At 41.6% G+C, this 22668-nt stretch carries 21 protein-coding genes; 18 read left to right on the forward strand and 3 right to left on the reverse strand.

What is annotated here, in order from left to right:
* The first annotated feature begins 17 nt into the window (after positions 1-17).
* Positions 18-2159: a MucBP domain-containing protein gene (locus PGP85_RS16615; protein ID WP_270328501.1), complete on the forward strand. Its 2142-nt coding sequence runs from the start codon at positions 18-20 to the stop codon at positions 2157-2159.
* 85 nt (positions 2160-2244) lie between these two features.
* Here PGP85_RS16615 and PGP85_RS16620 read toward each other — a convergent pair whose 3' ends face one another.
* The gene (locus tag PGP85_RS16620; RefSeq protein ID WP_010742999.1) at positions 2245-3018 is read right to left on the reverse strand and encodes a DeoR/GlpR family DNA-binding transcription regulator; all 774 of its coding nucleotides are present in this window, start codon (positions 3016-3018) and stop codon (positions 2245-2247) included.
* A gap of 380 nt (positions 3019-3398) precedes the next feature.
* Here PGP85_RS16620 and PGP85_RS16625 point away from each other — a divergent pair, with 380 nt between their 5' ends.
* The 12 genes from PGP85_RS16625 to PGP85_RS16680 all read left to right on the forward strand — a co-directional run bounded on the left by PGP85_RS16625 (position 3399) and on the right by PGP85_RS16680 (position 15383).
* Positions 3399-4472 (forward strand): alcohol dehydrogenase catalytic domain-containing protein, encoded by a 1074-nt coding sequence (locus PGP85_RS16625; protein WP_010743000.1) that lies wholly within the window; start codon positions 3399-3401, stop codon positions 4470-4472.
* Positions 4473-4510: 38 nt separating this feature from the next.
* The gene (locus PGP85_RS16630; RefSeq protein WP_034708493.1) at positions 4511-4942 is read left to right on the forward strand and encodes a PTS sugar transporter subunit IIA; all 432 of its coding nucleotides are present in this window, start codon (positions 4511-4513) and stop codon (positions 4940-4942) included.
* 19 nt (positions 4943-4961) lie between these two features.
* Positions 4962-5435, forward strand: a complete 474-nt coding sequence (locus PGP85_RS16635) for a PTS sugar transporter subunit IIB (protein ID WP_010743002.1) — start codon at positions 4962-4964, stop codon at positions 5433-5435.
* A 29-nt stretch (positions 5436-5464) separates the two neighbouring features.
* A complete protein-coding gene (locus tag PGP85_RS16640; protein ID WP_010743003.1) occupies positions 5465-6232 on the forward strand; it encodes a PTS mannose/fructose/sorbose/N-acetylgalactosamine transporter subunit IIC in 768 nt (255 codons plus the stop codon).
* Entirely contained in the window at positions 6232-7089 is an 858-nt protein-coding gene (locus tag PGP85_RS16645) for a PTS system mannose/fructose/sorbose family transporter subunit IID (RefSeq protein WP_010743004.1), read from the forward strand. Before PGP85_RS16640 ends, PGP85_RS16645 begins: the two co-directional genes overlap by 1 nt.
* Positions 7090-7435: 346 nt before the next feature.
* Entirely contained in the window at positions 7436-7945 is a 510-nt protein-coding gene (locus tag PGP85_RS16650; RefSeq protein WP_270328504.1) for a hypothetical protein, read from the forward strand.
* Positions 7946-7992: 47 nt separating this feature from the next.
* Positions 7993-8646 (forward strand): endonuclease III domain-containing protein, encoded by a 654-nt coding sequence (locus PGP85_RS16655; RefSeq protein ID WP_270328505.1) that lies wholly within the window; start codon positions 7993-7995, stop codon positions 8644-8646.
* A 264-nt stretch (positions 8647-8910) separates the two neighbouring features.
* Positions 8911-9663: a type I methionyl aminopeptidase gene (map, locus tag PGP85_RS16660; protein WP_010743008.1), complete on the forward strand. Its 753-nt coding sequence runs from the start codon at positions 8911-8913 to the stop codon at positions 9661-9663.
* A gap of 227 nt (positions 9664-9890) precedes the next feature.
* Positions 9891-11048, forward strand: coding sequence for a hypothetical protein (locus PGP85_RS16665; RefSeq protein WP_270328506.1), 1158 nt, complete (start codon positions 9891-9893; stop codon positions 11046-11048).
* A 296-nt stretch (positions 11049-11344) separates the two neighbouring features.
* Complete coding sequence (locus tag PGP85_RS16670; protein ID WP_270328507.1) at positions 11345-13117, forward strand: oleate hydratase; 1773 nt, start codon at positions 11345-11347, stop codon at positions 13115-13117.
* Positions 13118-13233: 116 nt separating this feature from the next.
* A complete protein-coding gene (locus tag PGP85_RS16675) occupies positions 13234-14262 on the forward strand; it encodes an NAD-dependent epimerase/dehydratase family protein (protein WP_270328509.1) in 1029 nt (342 codons plus the stop codon).
* A 149-nt stretch (positions 14263-14411) separates the two neighbouring features.
* Positions 14412-15383 (forward strand): diaminopimelate dehydrogenase, encoded by a 972-nt coding sequence (locus tag PGP85_RS16680; RefSeq protein WP_270328510.1) that lies wholly within the window; start codon positions 14412-14414, stop codon positions 15381-15383.
* Between the two features lie 43 nt (positions 15384-15426).
* Here the strand turns inward: PGP85_RS16680 and PGP85_RS16685 are convergent, their stop codons facing one another.
* Together PGP85_RS16685 and PGP85_RS16690 are read right to left on the reverse strand one after the other, a co-directional pair.
* Positions 15427-16686: a sensor histidine kinase gene (locus PGP85_RS16685; protein ID WP_270328511.1), complete on the reverse strand. Its 1260-nt coding sequence runs from the start codon at positions 16684-16686 to the stop codon at positions 15427-15429.
* Between the two features lie 8 nt (positions 16687-16694).
* Entirely contained in the window at positions 16695-17387 is a 693-nt protein-coding gene (locus PGP85_RS16690) for a LytR/AlgR family response regulator transcription factor (protein WP_270328512.1), read from the reverse strand.
* A gap of 147 nt (positions 17388-17534) precedes the next feature.
* Between PGP85_RS16690 and PGP85_RS16695 the strand changes: the two genes are divergently transcribed.
* The 5 genes from PGP85_RS16695 to PGP85_RS16715 all read left to right on the forward strand — a co-directional run bounded on the left by PGP85_RS16695 (position 17535) and on the right by PGP85_RS16715 (position 22602).
* The gene (locus PGP85_RS16695; protein WP_270328513.1) at positions 17535-18296 is read left to right on the forward strand and encodes an ABC transporter ATP-binding protein; all 762 of its coding nucleotides are present in this window, start codon (positions 17535-17537) and stop codon (positions 18294-18296) included.
* On the forward strand, positions 18277-20376 hold the full coding sequence (locus PGP85_RS16700) for an FtsX-like permease family protein (protein ID WP_090403608.1): 2100 nt from the start codon (positions 18277-18279) through the stop codon (positions 20374-20376). Before PGP85_RS16695 ends, PGP85_RS16700 begins: the two co-directional genes overlap by 20 nt.
* Positions 20377-20515: 139 nt before the next feature.
* A complete protein-coding gene (gene msrA / locus PGP85_RS16705) occupies positions 20516-21346 on the forward strand; it encodes a peptide-methionine (S)-S-oxide reductase MsrA (RefSeq protein ID WP_270328602.1) in 831 nt (276 codons plus the stop codon).
* A 96-nt stretch (positions 21347-21442) separates the two neighbouring features.
* The gene (locus PGP85_RS16710; RefSeq protein ID WP_010743021.1) at positions 21443-22105 is read left to right on the forward strand and encodes a TetR/AcrR family transcriptional regulator; all 663 of its coding nucleotides are present in this window, start codon (positions 21443-21445) and stop codon (positions 22103-22105) included.
* Between the two features lie 137 nt (positions 22106-22242).
* Positions 22243-22602: a hypothetical protein gene (locus PGP85_RS16715; RefSeq protein ID WP_010743022.1), complete on the forward strand. Its 360-nt coding sequence runs from the start codon at positions 22243-22245 to the stop codon at positions 22600-22602.
* The last annotated feature ends 66 nt before the right edge of the window (positions 22603-22668 follow it).

Raw genomic sequence — 22668 nt, forward strand, 5'->3', positions numbered from 1 at the left:
GTTTTGGGAGGAAGAAAGTGGATAAATTAGGAAGAGTAAAAAAAATCAATCGTTGGCTGCCAGTACTTGTTGCAGGAATGGTGTTGAATAGTGTCTTTCCTGGACAAGTTCTTGCAGCAGGTCAATCAACTACTACCGGTGAGGAAACGAATTATTCAGAGCAGAAGACTATGGCTTCGTATCAAGCGGCGGCTGTAGAAACCTGGATGCCTGATGCTAATTTACGTAAGGCAGTCGCTTATTATCTTAGCGATAAAGTCAATACCATCAATCCAGAGGACATTACGAAGGAGTCCATGGCAAAGCTGAAAAACTTGAATTTCAATTTGTATTTATTGAATATTGATAGTGGAACGGTGGTCGATCTGACCGGACTGGAATATGCTGGGACGCTTGAAAGTTTTGACAGCAGCAATATAGTTGCTGAAAATACCCCGACTATTCAAATGATGGATGGCGGAACGGCGACTGTGCAGCCCAATGTGCTCCCTTATCTTAAAGTGAATGGCCGGTTGAAACAATTATCCTTGGGAACTGCTTATGGTGTTGGAATTCCTGCCGCTGAGCTGACCGGGGTTGCAGCAGATATCAATCGTTTAAATCCGACTGATGTCATTCGTGTTTATTCGGCGGATATGCTGGATTTTTCGACTTTGGGAATAACAACTGAGACCGAGACGGGGGTTTTCAGCAGTTTGAGTTACAATGCTCAAACACCGTATCAGCTTCCGCCGTTGACTATCGTTGAAGGACAAACGGGAGAAGTTTCGTATACGCAGGATGTTTTAAAAGCGTATGATGGCGCACCGCTTATTTCTAATCAAGTGAGTGTGAGTAATCCATTATATGTGCGATTTGTTGATGAAAACATGCAATCTGTCGGGGATAGTCAATGGCAGTTAACGGACGAAGGGATCACCTTTGCTCAATTTCCTCAAAATGTTGCCTATATTGTGTTTAACTATTTAGCACCGCCAATCAGATCAGCGATACCAAAAACAAGCTATTTATTGAGTGCGATGATCCCGATTGTGCGGGCGACACCAGCGGAAGATGTAACTGTCAGCTATCTGAATGAAAAGAATGAGGTAGTTCGTCCTGCGAAAACCATTAGCGGAAATGTAGGCGACAGTTTTGATGCAGCGACCGCCGAGTACAAATTCGATGTGATTGGTGACTATGAGTTGGATACGACTAAATTACCGACGAACGCTGCGGGAAATTTTAGTGCTCAAGCCCAAGCGGTTGTCTATCATTACAAAAAAAGAACAGCTGCAGACGTTACCGTGAAATATGTGGATGAAGCAGATAAAGAAATTCGTGAAGCGAAAACGATCAGCGGGAAAATTGGGGATAGCTATGATGCAGCGACCGCCGAATACAAATTGGGAACAATCGATGCGTATGTCCTAGATGAAAGTAAACTACCGGCAAATGCTCAAGGTTCATTGGATGATACAGCGAAAACAATCGTTTATCATTATAAGAAAGAGAGCAAGCCGGTTACCAGCAAAGTCAGCGTGGTCTATATCGATGAAGCCGGAAAAGAAATTCAAGCAGCGAAAACGATCAGCGGCAATGCAGGGGAAACCTATGATGCGACGACCGCGGAATACAAATTGGCCGCGATCAAAGAGTACATTTTAGATGAAAATAAGCTGCCGACCAATGGAAAGGGAACGTTTGCCGCAGCCGATCAAACCGTGACCTACCATTATTATAAGAAGAACGTGGTACCAGCCGCGAAGAATGTGACTGTGAAATATGTTGATGAAGCAGGGAAAGAAATTCGGGATGCTCAAACCATCAAAGGGCAAACGGGCGAAGCTTATGATGCCACGACTGAGAAATATAAACTAATTCAAATTGAGGATTATCAGTTAAATGAAGACAAATTACCAAGCAATGGCAAAGGTCAATTTAGTGAAACCGATCAGGTAGTGACGTATGTTTACCAAAAGACTGGGAAGTTAGCTATTACATCGACTAAATATTCTATTTATGGCACACGCTCAGTAGCAGCGAGAGGACATGCAGCCGGTCAGAAAAATTTACCAAAAACAGGTGAAGAAACTTTCTTGGCAAATATCTTGGTGTTGCTAGGCAGCGTTATTCTTGTTTCAGCCTTGATGGTTTTAGTGAGAAGGCGCAAAGTCTAAAATAGATCGAAAAATAAAAAGCAAAGAGTTGGGACTAGTCCTGAACTCTTTGCTTTTTTGCGTTTGCTGATTTTAGAAAACGGGATTAAACACTCTCGATCCGTTTGATTCCATTTTTATACATCTCATCAATCAATTTTTGCTCTGTTTGATTATCCGTAATAAGCAAGTCGATTTGATCAATCGGAAGAAAGGTGTACAAGGCTCGGCGCCCGATTTTTGTATGATCGGAAACGACGATTTTTTTAACGGAGGCATCGATCATATTTTTTTTGGTCGCAATCAGTAATTCATTGAAGTGGGTCAACCCTTTTTCCACATTAAGAGCCGGCGTTGCGATAAAAGCCTTATCAACACTCAGCTGGTGCAGTGTTTCATTGGCGATCTGCCCATTTAGCATGTAGCTGTCGTGAAAAAGCGTTCCGCCAGTCACGATTGTCGTGATATTTCGGTTGGATCGCAGAACAGAAGCGATATTAACATCATTAGTAATGATCGTGATGTCTTGAAGCTGCGGCATATCATTTAGTGTTTTAGCGATCTGCAAGGTAGTGGTTCCCGAATCTAAAATGATCGCTTCGCCGCTCTTTATATATTTAGTCGCGTATTTACCGATCCGAGTTTTTTCAAGCATGTTTTCAGTGGCTCGATCTTCGAAGACTGGTTCGTCATGTTTAATACTTGCTGGAACAACACCACCGTGAATTCGAACTACTAAACCTTGAGATTCTAATTCGTCGAGGTCTCTGCGGATCGTTGTTTCATGGACTTGAAAGATCTCCGATAGCTGGGCTACAGAGATAAATTGTTTGTTTTCAATGGCTTCTAATAATTTCATTCTTCGTTCTTCGGTTAACATTTCATTTCACCCTCTCACTTTCTCAGTTAATAAGAGCTATATCAACATTCTTGAAAGGCGTTCTCATCCTTTAGTCTAGGGAAAATAGCTGGAAGTGTCAATATATACAGCTAAGTTTCGTGCATAAACGAGCTGTTTCGAGCTTTTGTTTAAGGGCAACGATAGTTAAGGTTTATTAGGTATAAAGTACCATAATAAACTCGAAGAAATGAAGAACTTTGTTTTTTTAATCTAGTTAAAGGTATCATGTCTAGCGATATAAAACAGAATCGAATGCTATTTTAAAAATAAAGCGTTTACAAAAGTGTTTCGTGGTGATATACTCGTAAACGAGCAACAAAGAGTGTAAACGAGCGCTCGAAAATGAGGAGGAAAATGAAATGAATAATTCGGTTGAATCAAGAGTTTTTAGTCTTGTTAAGCCAGGTGTCATTGAAGAAGTTCATAAAACCAGAACGATTCCAGATAGATGGGTAGCGGTAGAGTCGACGTATGCAAGTATCTGCCACGCTGATTTAAGATATTTCGCTGGCTTGCGGCGTCCAGAAGCATTGGCTAAAAAATTACCAATGGCACTCTTACATGAAGGGATCGGAATTGTAAAAGAGACGCGTTCAGAAAAATTTTCGGTAGGCGATCGGGTTGTCGTTGTTCCGAATATCCCCGGGCAAATCTTACATCCAGAGATTGATCAGAAACCGGATGTTCCCGTGAACTATTCAAAAGGAAATGCCTTCTTAGGCAGCGGGTATGATGGACTGGCTCAGAGCCGTCTGGTTCATCCAGAGGAATGTTTGGTGAAGATCCCGGATGAGATTCCGAATGAGATCGCTGTTTTGGCAGAACTTTCTTCCGTTTCCCATCACGCGCTTAGTCATGTGGAAGACAAGTTGAAACAAGCGGATACTCGGGTCGCTCTTTTTGGCGATGGACCTGTCGGTTACTTTACCGCAGTTATGTTGAAATATTTGTATGGTGTCGATGCAGAACGTTTCGTCGTTTTTGGTGCGGCGGATGACAAGCTAGCTCATTTTGATTTTGCTCGAACCGAGAATGTATTGACTTATGATTTTGATCATTCACAGGAAAAATTTGATGTCTTGATCGAATGTACGGGCGGAAAATTCAGCGAGAGTGCATTAAATCAGGCGATCAACAGTGCGGATTCGTTAGCAGATATTATTTTCATGGGTGTGACAGAAGAGCTGGTTCCAATCGATACACGCGATATTTTGGAAAAGGGAATCACTGCCCATGGAAGCAGTCGTTCATCAACCGTTGATTTTGAAGCCGTTGTCGCTGGGATGGAGAAACCAGAATATCGAGCAGCATTGAGCAAAATCTTGCCGGAACAAATCGTGGAGATCGCGACTGGTGATGATTTTAGAGCAGTTATGGAAAAATTTGTAGAGAATCCTGGCTGGAATAAGACCGTAATGCATTTTCATTGGTAAGGGTCGGAATGTTCAAATTACAGAAAGAGGTGGAGAATGTGACAGGAATTCTAGTGGTCACTCATGGTGAAATGGCGACGGGCTTGATGGACAGTTTGAGTCTTATTATGGGTGAGCAGGAAGATTATCAAACATTAGGGTTGAAGCATGGCGACGATATCGTTGAATTTAGTGAAAAGATTCAGGCGGGTATTTGTCAATTGGATAAGGGTGATGGGGTCTTGGTTTTAGTCGATCTATTTTCGGCAAGTCCTTATAACCAAACGGCATTATCGTTTAACAAATTGAAGGATCATAGCTATCGTTTGATTTCAGGCGTGAATCTGCCAATGCTGATCGAAGCGTTTAATCAGCGGATGATCGGTGCGGATTTGGAGACGATGTACCAAGCGGCAATGGCTGCTGGAAAAGAAGGCATCAAAGAATTTTTAGAAGAAATGGCAAAGCTGCAAAATAATTCGAACAGATAAAAATTAGGAGTGTGCAGAGATGGGACAAATCGTTTTAGCAAGAATCGATGATCGTTTGATTCATGGTCAGGTCATGACGGCTTGGCTGCAATTTACTGGAGGCAATCATATCGTGATTGTGGATGATGCGACAGCGGGGGATGAATTCACTAAATCAATTATGTCGATGGCAGTGCCGAATGGGATCAAATTGTCTATTTTAGGGATTGATGATGGCGCGAAACTGCTTGCTGATATTCCAGAGCGGCATAAGATCATAGTGCTAGCAAAGGAGCCGCAGACATATTGGCAGCTGATTGAAAAAGGTGTGAGGTTTGATGAGATCATTATTGGCGGAATGGGTGCACGAAAGGATCGTAAAACCTTCCATAAAAATATCTCGGCCTCAGAAGAAGAAAAAGAGACCTTCCGAAAAATTGTTGGTCAAAATGTCAAAATGAAGATCCATGTAATTCCTGACCAAGGTTCGCAAGCAATTGAAGGATTGCTTTAAAAAAATAGTTTAGCAAAGGAAGTGTAGGAATGAAAATAAGCCTAATCCAAGCAATTTTAATCGGTGTCGTTTACTATCTTGGGATCAATGGAACGCCTTGGCTTTCGTTAGTCGGGACACATGGTTGGATGCGTCCGTTAGTGAATGGGACTGTTGTAGGGTTGATCTTGGGAGATCCGGTGCAAGGATGTATCATTGGTGCAGCAATCAATTTACCGTATTTAGCATTTATTTCAGCCGGAGGAACAGTCGCAATGGATCCGGCACTTGCGGGAACTCTTGGAACCGCTTTAGCAATGGCTGCGAAGGTTGAACCAGCGGTTGCTGTAACGTTGGCCGTGCCGATCGGTTTGTTGGGAACATTAATCTGGGTAGCTCATATGACGGTCGATATCACCTTTGTTCATATGGCGGATAAAGCTGCTGAAGAAGGAAAAATTGATCGGATCAATTGGCTGCACATCGTACCGCCGCAATTATTTTTACTATTAATTACAGTTGTGCCTGTTGCATTGGCTGCTTATTTAGGCGCCGATGCAGTCGAAGGAATCGTTGATGCTTTGAGCGGTCGTCCGCTGGATGTTCTTTCAGCAATCGGAGGGATTCTGCCCGCGTTAGGGATCGCAATGAACTTACGCGCAATGAATGGCAAGGGGACATTATTATTCTTTACCTTTGGCTTCATGTTCGCTATCTATTCCGGTCTGCCATCTGTGCCGATCGCTGTATTTGCCCTAATTATCGGGTATGTCTTCACTGAATTGTACTTGAAAGACAAGAATGGAGGGTTAATTTAATGGAGCAGACTGCGGAAGTAAAACAAGATAAGCTGTTGACTAAAAAGGATATCGTCAAAGCGTTTTGGCGCTGGACCTTCTTTTCTCATGCAAACTACAACTACGAACGGCTGCAGGCTACGGGGGTCGTCCATGCCTTCAGTCCAATCTTGAAAAAGCTGTACGGCAAAGACGAGGCTGAGATGAAGGCCGCGTTGGAAAGGCATATGCAGTTTTTCAATACCGAACCCTCATTTGGCGGTCCGATCTTATCTATGACGATTGCGATGGAAGAAGAGCGGGCGTCGGGTGCGGATATTAATGACCAAACTATCAACGGTTTAAAAACAGGTCTGATGGGTCCGTTGGCCGGAATCGGGGATACCTTGTGGCAAGGAACATTAATTCCGATCCTGCTGTCGTTTACTCTGCCATTCGGGGCTAAAGGAAATATTTTTATGGGGCCCGTTTTATTCTTTGCGCTTCACTGGATCATTATGACTGTTATCGCGTACTTCTTATGGATTCAAGGGTACGAGCAAGGCAAAGAAGGCATTCAGAAAATGATGGCCGGCGGACGGTTGTCGTATATCATGACGTTTTCGCAAACGCTGGGTGCGATCGTCATTGGTTCGTTAGCCGCGAATTTCGTTAAGATTGCCACGCCACTGAGTGTCCATCTGAGCGGAAAAGAAAGTTTGTCAATTCAGACGGATGTGCTGGATGCTTTGGTAAAAGGAATCTTACCACTAGGCGTAACCCTGTTAACGTACTATTTGCTGAAGCATAAAAAATATACACCGACCAAAGTATTGGTCATTCAAATTGTCGGTGGCGCGATTTTAGCTGCATTTGGGCTGATCGTCAATTCGATATAAAAGCAGTCGACGCTAGAGAAATTCTGGCGTCGCTTTTTTGTGTATTCGCTAATAGATAGGAAGAAGGCTGACTTTGCGGTCAGCTTTTTTTGTGCGAGAAACATCAATTAACCAAAGGGTTTAGCAGCTTTTTGAGTAGGATTGCGAGGTTTAAAAATAAATTTTCTTTTTTAATGTTGTTTTATAATTAACATTAATTTATAATGTATTGATTGATAACAGTTATATTTTAATTATTTATATAAATAAAATTAAGCCATAAATAACTGTTATAACGAGAAGGTGTTCATCGGTGTTGCTGTGATCGCTTTCGTTCATTAAGAAATCAGGAAAGGTGTTAGTGGTTATGAAAAACAAATTAGTAGTTCTTGGGTTGGTTGCGTTACTTGTTTTACAAATTCTCAGTCCTGCTTTTGTCTATGCAGAAGGCACGACAGACTCGACAATAAATTCTACGGAGGCCAAAGAAGCAGTGTCTTCTTCAGCAAAACCGTTAGTACCAGCGATCTCTTCTTCAAGCAGCGAGAAAAAAGCAACGGAGGAGACGCAAACGACAGCCTCTAGTGAATCTGCGAAGGCGACAACAGAGACGGAAAAGAAAGAAACACCGAAACGACAAGCACGCGGGGCAATTGCTGACAATATTTTCAGTTCAGTAAAAATGTATAAAATCAATGGCGATGAAGTACAGCCGAATGATACTCTGCCGAATATGACAGGGGTAAAATTAGCACTGAAGTTCTCTTTCTCAAATAAGGATTATCAGACTGGTGATACCTTTACTACTCAATTTGTCGATGGTCTGCATATCGGGAAATTGGCGGATGCTCTACAAGCTTATTTGAATGATTTCTAATATAATTGATAGCGATGAAAAGCAAATCAACTACTGGTGAGGAAAAAATGATCATAAACATTGAAGAATTATATACAGCGTTTAGTCAGATAATGACACATAAACGCTGGTGGGATACAGATAATAAATGGGAGATTCTGCTTGGTGCGGTGCTGGTTCAAAATACCAATTGGCGCAATGTTGATTACGCGTTGGTCAATTTAGAGGAAGCAACCCAATTTCTGCCGGAAAAGGTTTTGGCATTGGATAAGGAACAGCTGCAGGACTTAATTCGACCAAGCGGTTTTTACAAAGGAAAAGCCAATACGATTATGGCCTTATTAACTTGGCTGGAGGGCTATCACTTTGATTTGGTGCAGGTAGCGCGCAAAGAATTTTCAGCGCTGCGGAAGGAACTGTTGGCAATCAAGGGTATCGGTGAAGAGACCGCCGATGCATTATTAGTCTATGTTTTTGACCACTCGACCTTTATCGCCGATAAGTACGCCCAGCGAATGTTTGAAAGATTTGGCTTTGCTGCTGCAGGCTATAAGCAATTAAAGAGTCAGATAATGTGGCCCGAGACGATGGATACACTCAAAGCGCAAAATCTTCACGGCTGGATCATCGAATATGGTCAAGTCTATTTAAAAAATGACGAGCTTTGGCAGAGCGGACCTTTGAAAGATTTTAAGCTGAAATTAAGAACGACGAGCGATTAATGACCTAAAAGTGTCTACACTTTCCTTCAAAAACATTTCGTGGTATAACATTTCAGTGTTGTGAGTGAATAATAGATAGAAGAAAAAATGAAACAAAAAAAGATGTCAGTCCCTCTTTTCGCAGATATTTTGGCTCAAAGTTGACACATAAAGATTTTCAGAACCGAAGCCAGAAAAGTTTAGAGGAATGATATACGGCGTGAGAATCTAACTTATTTTTCTTGAAGAAAAATAAATACATTGAAACGAACAAGGAGCGATTAAATGGTCACATTGAAATCAAGCAGAGAAATTGATCAAATGAAGGAGTCCGGCGCTATTTTAGCTGGTATCCATAAGCAATTACGGGATATTATCGTTCCGGGAATCACGACGAAGGAAATCAATCAATTCGTTCAAGAAAAGGTTGAAGCGGCCGGAGCAACTGCCGCACAAATTGGTTTTGAGGGCTATGAATTTGCGACTTGCACAAGTGTTAATGATGAGATTTGTCACGGCTTTCCGTCAAACTATCGTTTAAAATCAGGGGATGTCTTGAAGGTTGATTTTTGTGTTGATTATCATGGAGCAATTTCTGACAGCTGCTGGACCTATGCAGTCGGAGAGATTACCCCTGAACATCAAGCTTTGATGGATGTCACCAAAGAAGCGTTGATGATCGGGATCGCACAAGCTCAAGTCGGCAACCGAGTAGGAGATATCGGTCACGCTATCCAAGTATATGCGGAAGGCAAAGGCTATGGCGTCGTACAAGATTTTCTAGCACATGGCATTGGACCAACGATCCACGAAGAACCCTTTTTCCCGCATTTTGGGACAGCAGGCAAAGGTCCGCGACTGAAAGAAGGCATGACAATCACGATCGAGCCGATGATCACCACAGGAACATGGGAAGCTGGAATCGATGGCAATGGATGGACTGCTCGTACCTTAGATGGCAGCTTCTGTGCACAATATGAACACTCGATTGCGATCACTAAAGAAGGTCCGATCATCATGACGGAACAAGACGCCTAGTATTTTTTATCAGTGAGGATTCAGAAAAAATCTGAATCCTCTTTTTTGTTATTTTTTTTGAGATCGAGGAAAATTAGCTAGATGAATCATCTGGTTTATTCAAAGCGTTAATAACTTATTAAAAATAAAGGTATTTCGATAAACTATTTACATTCTAGTTATTTTAGTTATATTATAAGCATATAAATTTATGGAAGCGATTTCCAGAAAAGGTGAGGATGGGAAATATGGGTGGATCGGACTTAGGGCAAAGACAGATATTCTTGATGAAAAAGGAGAATTTAGCTAAAAGGGTGCAGAATTTTTATGAAACGAATAAAAATAGTGAGCATTTGATTCAGTATATGGTGGCTATTCTTGTACGCAACGCACTTAGTCAAGGTACATTTACTGAGCAGCTGAAGGATCTAATTCGTGAAGTGTATCTTACAACGGAGCCTAATGACACGATGCGTCAGTATAGTCCATTTTTCAAGACTTGCTTTAACGGAGGCGAATGGAAGACAATCATTAAAAGATTATTCAAGAAAGAGTCAAATTATTACGCTGCTACAGAGGAAGCGCGTTTTTATAATAATTATTTAGAAAAACAAGGGACGCTCGATAATCGCAGAGAGGGTCTTGTTTATCATGTGGAATCTATCTTTGAGGATGCCAGCGGTAAAAAGCATAAATTAACCCTTCGTGATACGGATCCGACAAAAGACGAGGAGCTGACTGCGAATATTTTGCGAACCTTGACGACACTGACCATTTTTGAAAATACCGGAGTAAGAAAATTTGTCGAATTGATCAGCTATAAAACACCAGAAGTGGTCATCGCAACTGCATACAATTGCCGAAAAGAAGAGAAGGCAGCGGCTCAAGCTTCCTTAGATGAAAAGGACTCTATTGAGGCTTCACCAAAAGTTTCACAACGAAAAATAATAGAGAAACAAGCCGTTCAAAACGGACCAGCGAAAAGCGGAGCGGGTCAAACATTATTAGCTGAGCGTGATCCTGACAAGAAACAAAATGCTGAAATAACTCCTGTAAATGAAGGGCTGCCAGAGACTCCTTTGACTGAATGCGTCGCATCACCAACAAGTCAAGATACAAAACGAACCCGCAATAAATCTACTTCTTCAAGTAAAGATGATTTATCTGATAATAGCAATTTGCCTAAGCCCCAATCAATCAAGGGCGACTCAAAGAAAAAATCGACTAACGCAGCCACATTGATCCAAAAGCCAGATACTGCTTATAAACGTATAGGGAAAACGGCGGAACAAATAGCGAAAGGGAGGGAAGATAAACGGATTAAGCGAGAAGTGGACAGGCTGAACGGTAAAAAGAAGAAAAAGAAAAAAAGAAGTAGCTGTCCTTTTTGGGATAAGAGCTCTTAAGTAAGGCATGACGAAACACGGATATAGTCAGGCTTCTTTAGCGTGGAAACGAATCGAGGGAAACAAAAGAGTTTCTTTGAGGTGAACTGAATACGGCATGATGAATACTAAATGTTAGGAGGAATCCAGCATTTAGTATTTTTTTTTCGGAAAAAATATGCTATTGCGCGTAATAGTCAGGGTTTTTAGACAAATCACTTAAATAGTCTAACTTTTGCACCGGCAGGAGGCGTCTTGTTTTCAATTATTTTTTTGAATTGGTAAGCTGAAGATAGTAAATTGAAGGGGGAAACATCATGAGATATACGAATGGAAATTACGAAGCATTTGCTAGACCGAGAAAACCAGCGGGCGTTGATGAGAAGAGCGCTTATATCGTGGGTGCAGGCTTAGCTGGATTAGCGGCAGCAGTTTTTCTGATCAGAGATGGCCAAATGAAGGGTGAAAATATCCACATTTTTGAGGAACTATCTTTATCCGGCGGATCATTGGATGGAAAATTTATTCCTCACGATGGCTTTGTTACACGCGGCGGACGTGAAATGGAAAATCATTTTGAGTGTCTATGGGACTTGTTCCGCTCTGTGCCATCACTGGAAGTCGAAGATGCCTCAGTCTTAGATGAATTTTATTGGTTGGACCATGATGATCCCAACTCATCAAATTGTCGGATCATTCATAACCGCGGTGAACGTGCGGCGGATGATGGCGACTTCACGTTATCGAAAAAAGCGCAAAAAGAACTAGTCGAACTCTTTATGACTTCGGAAGATCAATTGATCGGCAAGAAAATCGAAGACGTTTTTGGCGATGAATTCTTTGCCTCAAACTTTTGGTTGTATTGGTGCTCGATGTTTGCCTTTGAAAAATGGCATTCAGCGATCGAAATGCGCCGTTATGTGATGCGTTTTATCCATCACATCAAAGGGCTGCCAGACTTCACGGCATTGAAGTTCACTCGTTACAATCAATATGAATCCTTAGTAAAACCACTATTATCATTCTTAAATGATCACGGAGTGGATTTCCAATACGAAACGAAGATCAACAATATTCAAGTTGAAGCAACACCAGATAAAAAGGTTGCGCAAAAGATCTTGCTGACGCGTGCAGGCAAAGCAGAAGAAATCGCGTTGACAGAAAAGGATTTGGTCTTTGTTACAAACGGCTCAATCACGGAAAGTTCTACTGAAGGCGACCATCATACACCAGCACCGATCACTCATGAATTGGGCGGCAGCTGGAACCTATGGAAAAATTTAGCGAAACAATCAGCTGAGTTTGGTCATCCAGAAGTCTTTTGCGATAATTTGCCAGACGAAAGCTGGTTTGTTTCAGCGACTGTAACTTGGGAAAACTTTGACATTGAACCGTATATCTCACGCTTAACTAAACGGAAACTACGGACAGGTAAAGTTGTGACCGGCGGGATCATTACGATCAAGGATTCCAATTGGATGATGAGCTTCGCGACACATCGTCAACCGCATTTCAAAGAACAAAAAGACCAACAAACAGTAACTTGGGTTTACGGACTTTTGTCTAACACACCCGGAAACTATATCAAGAAACCGATCGAACAATGCAGCGGACAAGAAATCGTTCAAGAATTGATGTATCACTTAGGTGTCCCAGAAGACGACATTAAGAAATTCTCTGAAGAATCTTGTGTAGTGGTTCCTGTCTACATGCCATTTATCACATCGTACTTTATGCTACGCGAACCTGGCGATCGTCCTTTAGTGATTCCGAATGGTTCAGAAAATCTAGCCTTCATCGGAAACTTTGCCGAGACAGAACGTGATACGGTCTTCACCACAGAATATTCTGTTCGGACAGCGATGGAAGCTGTTTACTCATTCTTGGATATTGAACGAGGCGTACCAGAAGTTTATGCTTCCGCCTATGATCTAAGAACTTTAGCTAACTCGGTCTACTATTTAAGCGATCGCAAAAAACTTTCCGAAATGGATCTGCCTTTTGTTGAGAAAAAAGTGTTGGAACACTTTGTGAAGAAAGTCGAAGATACGTATATTGGTGATGTATTGAAAGAGAATCATTTGTTGTAATAGCTTCTGATAAGAGCGGATCAATTAATTTTGGTCCGTTCTTTTTTTATCAAACCTCTTGCCCTAAACCATAGTTTAGGGTTTAAAGTAAAGAAAAATTGATGGAGGTCTTCACTATGGCAGACAAAGTATTGGTAACAGGCGGAACAGGTTTTTTAGGCATGCAAATGCTCTTACAACTATTAAATAAAGGCTATGATGTTCGAACAACGGTCCGTTCATTGAAAAGCAAGGACAAGGTAATCAATACCTTACGCAAAAACGGTGTCACAAATTTTGAACAGCTCTCATTTATCGAAGCAGACCTTTCAAAGGATGACAATTGGACTGAGGCGATGGTGGATCGCGATTACGTATTGAGTGTCGCTTCTCCCGTGTTCTTTGAAATTCCTAAGGATGAAGCAGAAGTGATTCGTCCCGCAGTCGAAGGAATCCTTCGCATCTTGAAAGCGGCTAGTCGTACGAAAGTTAAACGAGTCGTTATGACATCAAACTTTGGTGCAGTAGGATTTACTAATCAGGATTGGCATTCGGTAACGACTGAAAAAGATTGGACTGATGAAAATGCCAAGGGTCTTTCCGCCTATGAAAAATCTAAACTGCTGGCCGAAAAAGCCGCATGGCGGTTTATTGAAACGGAAGGTAAGGGCTTGGAATTTGCGACAATCAATCCAGTAGCTATTTTTGGCCCTTCCTTAGATAGTCACGTTTCCGGCAGTTTTGATTTATTGAAGGGGATTGCCAGCGGTTCGATGAAAGTAATACCGAATATTCAGTTGAATGTGGTGGATGTGCGGGATGTCGTTGATCTGCATATTCGAGCAATGAGCATACCAGAAGCTGCGGGCCAGCGTTTTATCGCCTCAACGGATGGAATGATCTCAATGCCGGAAATCGCGGAGCTGTTGCGTAGAGAACGTCCTCAATTAGCAGCTGCTTTGTCGAAAAGAGTCATGCCCAATTGGATGTTAAAAACGGCATCTTACGTAAATGCAACGGCCAAAGAGGGACAATTCATGGCTGAGATGAACCGTAATGTCAGCAACGCCAAAGCGAGAGAAATCTTAGGCTGGAAACCGATTGGAACCAAAGAAGAGGCTGTATTGGCAGCCGTTGACAGTTTGATTGAATACAACCTAATTTAAAAGGCGGACCAAGAAACAAAGAGTTTCTTGGTCTTTTTCATTGTCGGTTCTAAGTTATCAAGCTGTAAAAATATTAGAATGAGATTTTCTTAATATTCGCTATTTTTTTGTAGTATAATTTTAATAAATAGTATTAGGAGGAATTGCGGATGATCAAAATTGCGATTGTAGGTTATGGAAATTTGGGACGCGGCGTTGAACGAGCATTGAAACAAAATGCGGATATGGAATTGGTGGGAGTCTTCTCTAGAAGAGACCCGGCAACGGTTCAAACCGATGGCGCGTCCGTTTATGTATTAGATGAGTTAGAAGCGCAAAAGGAAAACATCGATGTGTGTATTTTATGCGGTGGTTCAGCGACGGATTTACCGGTTCAAACGCCTGCGATTACCAAGAATTTTAATACGATCGATAGTTTTGATACCCATGCGAAAATCCCAGAACATTTCGCCAATGTCGATCAAGCAGCTAAAGAAAATCAGACGGTTTCGATTATCTCGACCGGTTGGGACCCAGGCTTATTCAGCTTGAATCGTTTATACGCGCAAAGTATTTTGCCGGAAGGCGAGACCTATACATTTTGGGGCAAGGGTGTCAGCCAAGGACATTCAGATGCGTTGCGAAGAATCGATGGCGTCGCCGATGCGATCCAATACACGATTCCTAAAAGTGAAGTGATCGAGAAATTGAAGGCCGGCGAAAAAATGACGTTGACGACTCGAGACAAACATCTGTGGGAATGCTTTGTAGTCTTAGAAGAAAACGCTGATGAAGCGGCGATCAAAGAAGAAATCGTGACGATGCCGAACTACTTTGATGAATACGATACGATCGTTCATTTTATTTCAGCTGAAGAATTAAAGCGGGATCATCACGCGATGCCTCACGGCGGAACCGTGTTGCGTACGGGAACTACCCACGAAAATACGAAACAAGTGATTGAATACAATTTACAATTAGAAAGCAATCCTGAATTCACTGCCAGTGTTCTTGTAGCCTATGCTAGAGCCTGCGCTCGTTTGGCCGCAGAAAAACAATTCGGGGCATTTACGGTATTAGATATTGCACCAAAATATCTATCTCCCGTCGATGATGCGACCTTGAGAAAAGAATTATTGTAAGCAAAAAGCGAAGTAACCTCTTTTAACAGAGGTGCTTCGCTTTTTAAATATCACTGATTAATACGACTAGTGAAAACAGCTCGTCATCATAATGAATATCTAAGGTTCCATTGTAGCTTTCAACTATGGAACGGACAGCCTGCAAGCCGATGCCATGCTCCTGCGGTTTTGCTTTCGTTGAGAAGAAACGGGAACCATTCTTTTTTATCTGATGTTTTTTCGTATTTGTAATCTCATAACTCAGAAACCCGTTATAATATCTAGCCTTCATTGTGATTTCTTTTATCGGCGCTTGTTTGGCGGCCTCGATCGCATTGTCTAGGGTATTGCCAAAGAGGGAACACAAATCGATGTCATCGATCGTGATCAGGGTGTCGATGTCTAACTGCATCGAGCAGTCGATCTGATAGTCCTGCATCACTTGGTATTTGGCATTCAAAACAGCGTTGACGATCGTATTTTTACAGAAAATGTGATTCGAGAGAATGTGCTGCTCGGTTAAGTTTGTCAGATAATTCTCTACTTGCTCCGGCTGCTTTTCACGAATCAAATTCAACATGACACCAAAGTGATTATTCATATCATGGTGAACTTTTCGCAATTGCTTTTGATTGCCTTCCAGCTCCTGATAATAATCCTTTTGCAGCTGCAAGTTTTGATTTTCTAGTTTATAACGAAAACTTTTCGCAATATGACCGGTCATGTAGAGACTGCAAATACTTGTTAGGATACAAGCAAATGCAGTAGGATACACGATTCGTGTCTCCGCTGGGGTAAAAATGATGAAACTAATCATAGCAAATAACGGGGTCAAACAAATTAAGTCAATGACCACCCACAGCTTCGTAGTGATCTGGGTCTTTGAATATGGAACGGCAAAGCGAAAGAGCTGATACATTCCAAACCAAATAAGCCCGCGCAGCAAATGCATGCTGCCGTGTAGAAAGAAGTCTAGCGCAAATCCCTCGCCGCCAGCCTGCCAAAGTCTTAAGCCGATATCTTCCACCAAAAAATTGAGTGCGATGATAAAGGGAAATAGAATAAGGGTCAAGGAGGCTTTATGAATGAACGGACCTTGCAAAAAGAGCAGGTTAGACACCAAAAAAAAGAGAAAAAGAAAAGTCACATTTGACAAATCATTTGGGTAAATCGGCAGCGCGATGGAGCAAAAAAGTATGAAGATAAAGATCAGCTTAAAAAAAGAATTCTTTTTAACAGCAATGAATTGTCTGATTAATTGGTACAAAAAGTACGTGCCGATTACACCGAAGAGCTGGTTGAGTACGCCCACTACAAAATTCATTGAACCACCTAACCTAACATATTTTTAGCAAAGCTGACCATGAGCGACTGGCGATATTTTCGACTGATGGGCAATTGCTCTTGGTTGCAGGTCAGAGACCCTGCTTCTACTTGATCCACATAATGCAGATTGACGACATAGCGATTATGGATGCGAAGAAAGTGGTCCGGCAGAACCAAGTCATTCAATTTTTCATAAAAGGTGATGGGATCTTTGGCAGTCACAATCGTTACTATGCGGCGATCACTGGTAAAATAGCAAATCTCTTTTAGCGCCACTCGAGTGATGCCTGATTTTTGTTCAATCACAAAATACTTCGGTTGAGCCGTTTCCAGCTCATCTAATGCTTTATGTAGGACCTCAACGATTTTTTTCTCACCATAAGGCTTCAAGATATAATTTAAGGCTTTCACTTCATAGCCTTGAAAGACAAAATCCGCAAACGCTGTGACAAAGATGATCACAGCATGCTGATTAGTTTTTCGTAATTGCTTGGCCGTTTCAATACCATCTAAAGCTTTCATCTCAATATCTAAAAAAAGAAGATCAATCGACTCCAGCCGACTGCTGAGTAATTCTTCCCCCGAAGAGAACTCACGCAGCTGATACTCAATACCTTGCAGCTGCAACTCCGGCTCGATTATTCTCATCAATGCTTTACGCATTTCTTTTTCATCGTCACAACAGACAACCTCTAACATTCAACCACCCTCCATTTTTTTCACCATTATATCATTAAAGGGATGCCAAAAATGACGGTAAACGAGTCAAAGTTTACAAAATGCCCCATGGGTAAGTGAGGCGGAGTTGCTTAGAATAAGGGTATAGAAAACAAGGGGGAGTAAATAATGTTAACAGTGGATCATTTGTATAAAAGTTTTCATACTGGTGGGGTTCAGTATGACGTGTTGAAAGATGTATCTTTTACAGTGGATGAGAGCGAATTTGTTGCGGTGATGGGGCCGTCAGGAAGTGGAAAAACGACCTTATTAAATTGTATTTCTTGTTTTATTCCATATGAGAAAGGTGAGATTCGTTTAGATGATACTTTATTGGCGAATCTCGATGAAGAGGCGATGGCCGAGGTGCGCAATAAGAAACTCGGTTTTGTCTTCCAAGATTTCATGCTGTTGGATGGTCTGACAATTTTTGAAAATGTTTGTGTACCAAAGGTGATCACTCAAGCACCATATCGTCCAATGGAACAAAAGGTCAGCAAATTACTTAAATTATTTGGAATTGACTCAATCGCCAATAAGTATCCGGTCGAGATTTCTGGAGGACAAAAGCAGCGAACAGCGGTGGCTAGAGCATTGATGAATGATCCGCTGATCCTATTAGCAGATGAACCAACTGGAAATTTAGACAGCAAATCAAGAGACACAGTGATCGAAGCGTTTATAGAAGCCAAAAATACTTTAGGAGCGACGATTTTCATGGTGACTCATGATACTTTTTCAGCGAGTTATTGTGACCGCGTATTAGTCATGAAGGACGGCACTATCTTCACAGAGCTGGTACGGACGGGGAACAGACAACAATTCTTCGATGAGCTGCTCCATGTCCTGAAAGAATTGGAGGGGAACCCTGATGAAGCTATCGCTATCTGATTTATTAAAAAAGCTGCGAAAATACAATCAGCGGAATTACCTGCAATTTATTTTCTGTATGACGTTTTCAGTGTTGCTGATCACTTCGTACGCTGTGATGCTTTACAGTACGATTGTTCAACAAACATTGCCAGTCGGCGGGGATAGCCGTAAACAGGTAATGATGATTTTTGCGATCGCGATCGCAGGCTGTTTGATTTTCATCATGTACGCGGCCAATCTGTTTCTAAAATATAAAAGTCGAGAAACAGGTGTCTTTCTAGCCTTAGGCGCAAAGAAAAAATACTTGTCGCAAAAACTGACGATCGAGCTGCTGCAATTGATGATCGGCTGTATTGCGGCAGGCGTAATTCTTGGGATTGGTCTAGCTTTTCTGATCTGGCAGATTTTCCGGCTCATTTTGGTAAATCTAGGTGAGATGTCGTTGGGATTGACCGTCGAAGGTATCGCGATTGGTCTGGTTTTTGGACTCGTTTCGATGATCCCGGTATTGTTTCAGTTGTACAATTTTGTTCGCCGCACCGATATGATGGAGATTTTATACCATCAGCATAAGAGTGAACCGCTGCGGCCAGCCACTGCTAAATATGGCGTGTCTGGAATCATCTTATTGATTGCAGGGATTCTGCTGGGTTTTGTAGTACCTAGTATCGTATCCAATACGATGGGAGTATTGCTTCCAGGTATATGGAGCGCTACCTACTTGCTTTCATTGATCGGAATCTACCGTATCATGACGTACACTATTATGAAGAGCAAACGAGGAAGAAATCCGCAGAAGTATTATAATGACCTGATTGCTTCCAACATGATGAAATTTCAGGGCCGACAAACCGTTCGGAATATGTGTATTATCGCTTTGCTGCTGTCGGCCAGCTTATTCGCTTGTTTTTATCCGCCGCAGTTGGCTAGTTCTACCAATGCGATTGCCAATAGCCCAGCAGATTACGAGCTGCACTATAATCATGCTGAAGATGAAGTAGACCAGCAAGACCTTTATCGTTTGGCAAAGAAGCACGATGTGAAAATCAAGAATTATCAGGAAATAATTTTTTCAGAACTGCTGGCTAGTGGGGTAGAGCGTGATTGGACGGATGATGGCAAATTGATCGAGGATTATAGGAAAGATCATCGGTTAGCCGATTTTATCGATGCTGCTACCTTTAATCGGGAAACGAATAATACGCTCGAAATCCCTCAAGGCCACTATTATCGAGTGAAAGGACAAGAAGAGGCAGAATCCTTTTTCGAAAAAGATGACGACATGGATCAAGTGACAAATCCGGTCACAAAAGAAGCGTTTCCGTTGAAGTTTAAGGGAATCGTTCGCTGCCAGCAGCTTGTCAGTCAAGGAAGCCGCCGGTATGTTTTGAACGATCAAGACTATCAAAAAGTCAAAACAAACCTTACTCAAGAAAATCAAACGAAACAGATTTTGTTTAATGTTGCGGATGTGGAAGCATCTTATCCATTCGCTCAGGATGTTTATCAGGAGTTCATTGAGAAGGCGTCACCTAAAATGGCGGTTTACAATACCTATGATGCCTATCAGTCGGCAAAAGCCAGGGCAAATAATCAAGACTATGGGTATGATAGAAAGATTGAGCTAACACCTAGCAACACTGGTTTGATGGATGATTGGAAGTATTATCCAGCAATGAAAGTGCTGGTGGAAAACACATTTTTCCAAAGTGTCGCAGTTTTCTTCTTAGTCTTCATTTTTGTTGCGATCATTTGTTTAGCCGCGGTTGGCGTGATCTCTTATACTCGCAGCATCACGATCGGTTTATCCAACCAACAGCTTTTTGAAGATTTAAGACGCTTAGGCGCAAACAATCACTACATTCGAAAATGTGTGGTCAGTCAATTGAATAAATTATTTATTCTGCCGACTGTTCTCGCTTCGATTCTGATCTATGGATTTACCCTGTTGATGTTTAGTACAAATGATGGTCAATTCACCAGTAATGAAATGAACGCACTGATGATGGATAGTGTGCTGCTGATTCTAGTCATTCTTTACCAAGTGATTATCTATGGCGTGTCATTCCGGAAAATCAAAGGGATTTTGAAAATTTAGCAGTATCAATAACCAGAAGGCTTATCCAATTCGATAAGCCTTCTTTTTTGTCCCAATCCAACTATTCGATTATTCAAGTAAATTGTGGTAAATTGCAGATGATTTCAGACATTTATCATCGAGTAAGGGGATGGAAACAATGCAATTGACTCAAGAAGAAGTGCTGCAAAGGATTTATAATCTGATCTTGAATCCGAATACTCGTGAGTGGGAGCGCTACTTATTAACGACGACTAAAAACGCGTTAGCTGACCAGAAAAATTTCAAAGAACAATTGGCGAAGCTGGAGGCAGAATTGCGTCCATTGGCTTTACGAAATAATTTGACACCGGATGTGACGGACTTTTATCAAGAAATCACTGGAAATGATCCGGTCGTCGAGAAAGCTGTGAAGGAGAAGCATTTTGTGACTGATCCGGCTTATCAAGAGCGGGCAATTCTTGCTGGCGGCTGTTTCTGGTGTATGGTGGAACCTTTCGAAAACCATCCGGGAATTGTCTCCGTTCTTTCAGGATATACCGGCGGGACGATCGAAAATCCTAGTTATGATCAGGTCAGCAGCGGCGCCACAGGTCATGTTGAAGCGGTAGAAATCATTTTTGACACACGCGTTGTGAGCTATCAAGAATTGATTGATCTATATTGGCAAATCACTGATCCAACGGATGACGCTGGTCAATTTCAAGATCGGGGTGCTCAGTACCGCCCGATCATATTTGTAACAAATGACGAACAAAAGAGGATTGCGGAAAAAACGAAACAAGCTGTGATTGACTCTGACAGATATAGTAAACCGATTGTTACAGAAATTAGAGCAGCGGAAACTTTTTGGCCAGCAGAAAATTATCATCAAGAATTCTATAAAAAGCAGCCTAAGCGTTATAAGGCAATCAAGCGAGAACGGCGGCATTTCCTAACCTATCAGCATCTGAAGGTAAAACTGCGAGTAGGTTTGCGGCGAAAAAAATAGTCTTTAAATGAATTTTTCAAAAATTGTTGACAACCAAGGTGAAAGGGATTATATTATATACATACCAACCGAATGTATGAATAGGAGGCAATCGTCTTGGCACGTAATAAATATCCTGAAGAAACGATCAATAAAATTTTGGATGTGGCCGCGCAGCTCTTTTTAGAAAAGGGATACGAACATACTTCGATTCAAGATATCGTCAATAATCTTGGCGGCTTATCAAAAGGGGCGATCTATCATCACTTCAAATCCAAAGAAGATATTTTGGATGGTGTGATGGACAAGCTTTATCAAAATAATGAGAACGAGCTGGAACATATTAAACGGCTTGAAAAAAATAAGAATATGACCGGTTTGCAAAAACTACAAGCCTTGTTCACTTCAGCATTAGAGAATCCCCGCCAAGAGGATATGTTTCAAATGGCACCGGATTTTCTTAAAAATCCGCAGATGCTGGTTATGCAGCTAGAAGGGATTTTCAAAGAATCGGCGCCGCATTATGTTCAACCGATTATTGAAGAAGGAATCGCGGATGGCTCCATTCAAACAGAGTATCCCAAAGAATTGGCCGAGGTCATCTTATTACTCATCAATATTTGGTTAACGCCATTGATCCATGATGATGATCCAAGCAGTGTCGCTAATCGTTTCGCGCTTTTTCAAGAGATGATGGATAAATTAGGAATTGAAGTATTTGATGCTACTGCCGTCAAAAAGCTGGAACAATTCCGCAAGTTATATGAACAAAAAAAATAATCCCTGCCTGCACAGGCAGTTTCATTTTAAAGTTATACATACCATCGTTCGGTATCTAAAACTAGAATCATCGTTTTGTTTATAAAACCTATAAAGCGAATAAAAATAAAAAAACAAAAAAAGAAGGAGTGTTTAAGATGGAACAAAAAATGAATAAGCAAAGTAGTTATGGTGTTAATGGAGGAAATAAGGAGGAGAGAAATATGTTTGAAAGAATTGGTAGTGGTGTAGCGGTGGTCTTTTCAGGAATCTTTATCTTGCCGATCTTGTCCGTTTTAACAGGAGCTTTTGGTATGATTGGTGTCGCTTTGCCGGCGATTTCTATGCTGAATCTTTTTGGCATTCTGCATATACCGTTCAACGTCTTATTCGTTACGTTGACTGGACTTCCGCAAGTTTTCGTTGGATTTTTAGTTGGTTTGATCTTTTTGGCATTATCATACGTCTGCGGAAGTATCTTGAAAAAATATATCACGATTGCAAAACGAACGTTTTAATCGAAATGTGCTAACAGGTTACGCTAAACAGGAAACAATACTTTCAGATTTCTTAGAAGCGCCGCC

Source organism: Enterococcus malodoratus, from assembly GCF_027659535.1.
In the GTDB taxonomy this organism is placed as follows: domain Bacteria; phylum Bacillota; class Bacilli; order Lactobacillales; family Enterococcaceae; genus Enterococcus_A; species Enterococcus_A malodoratus.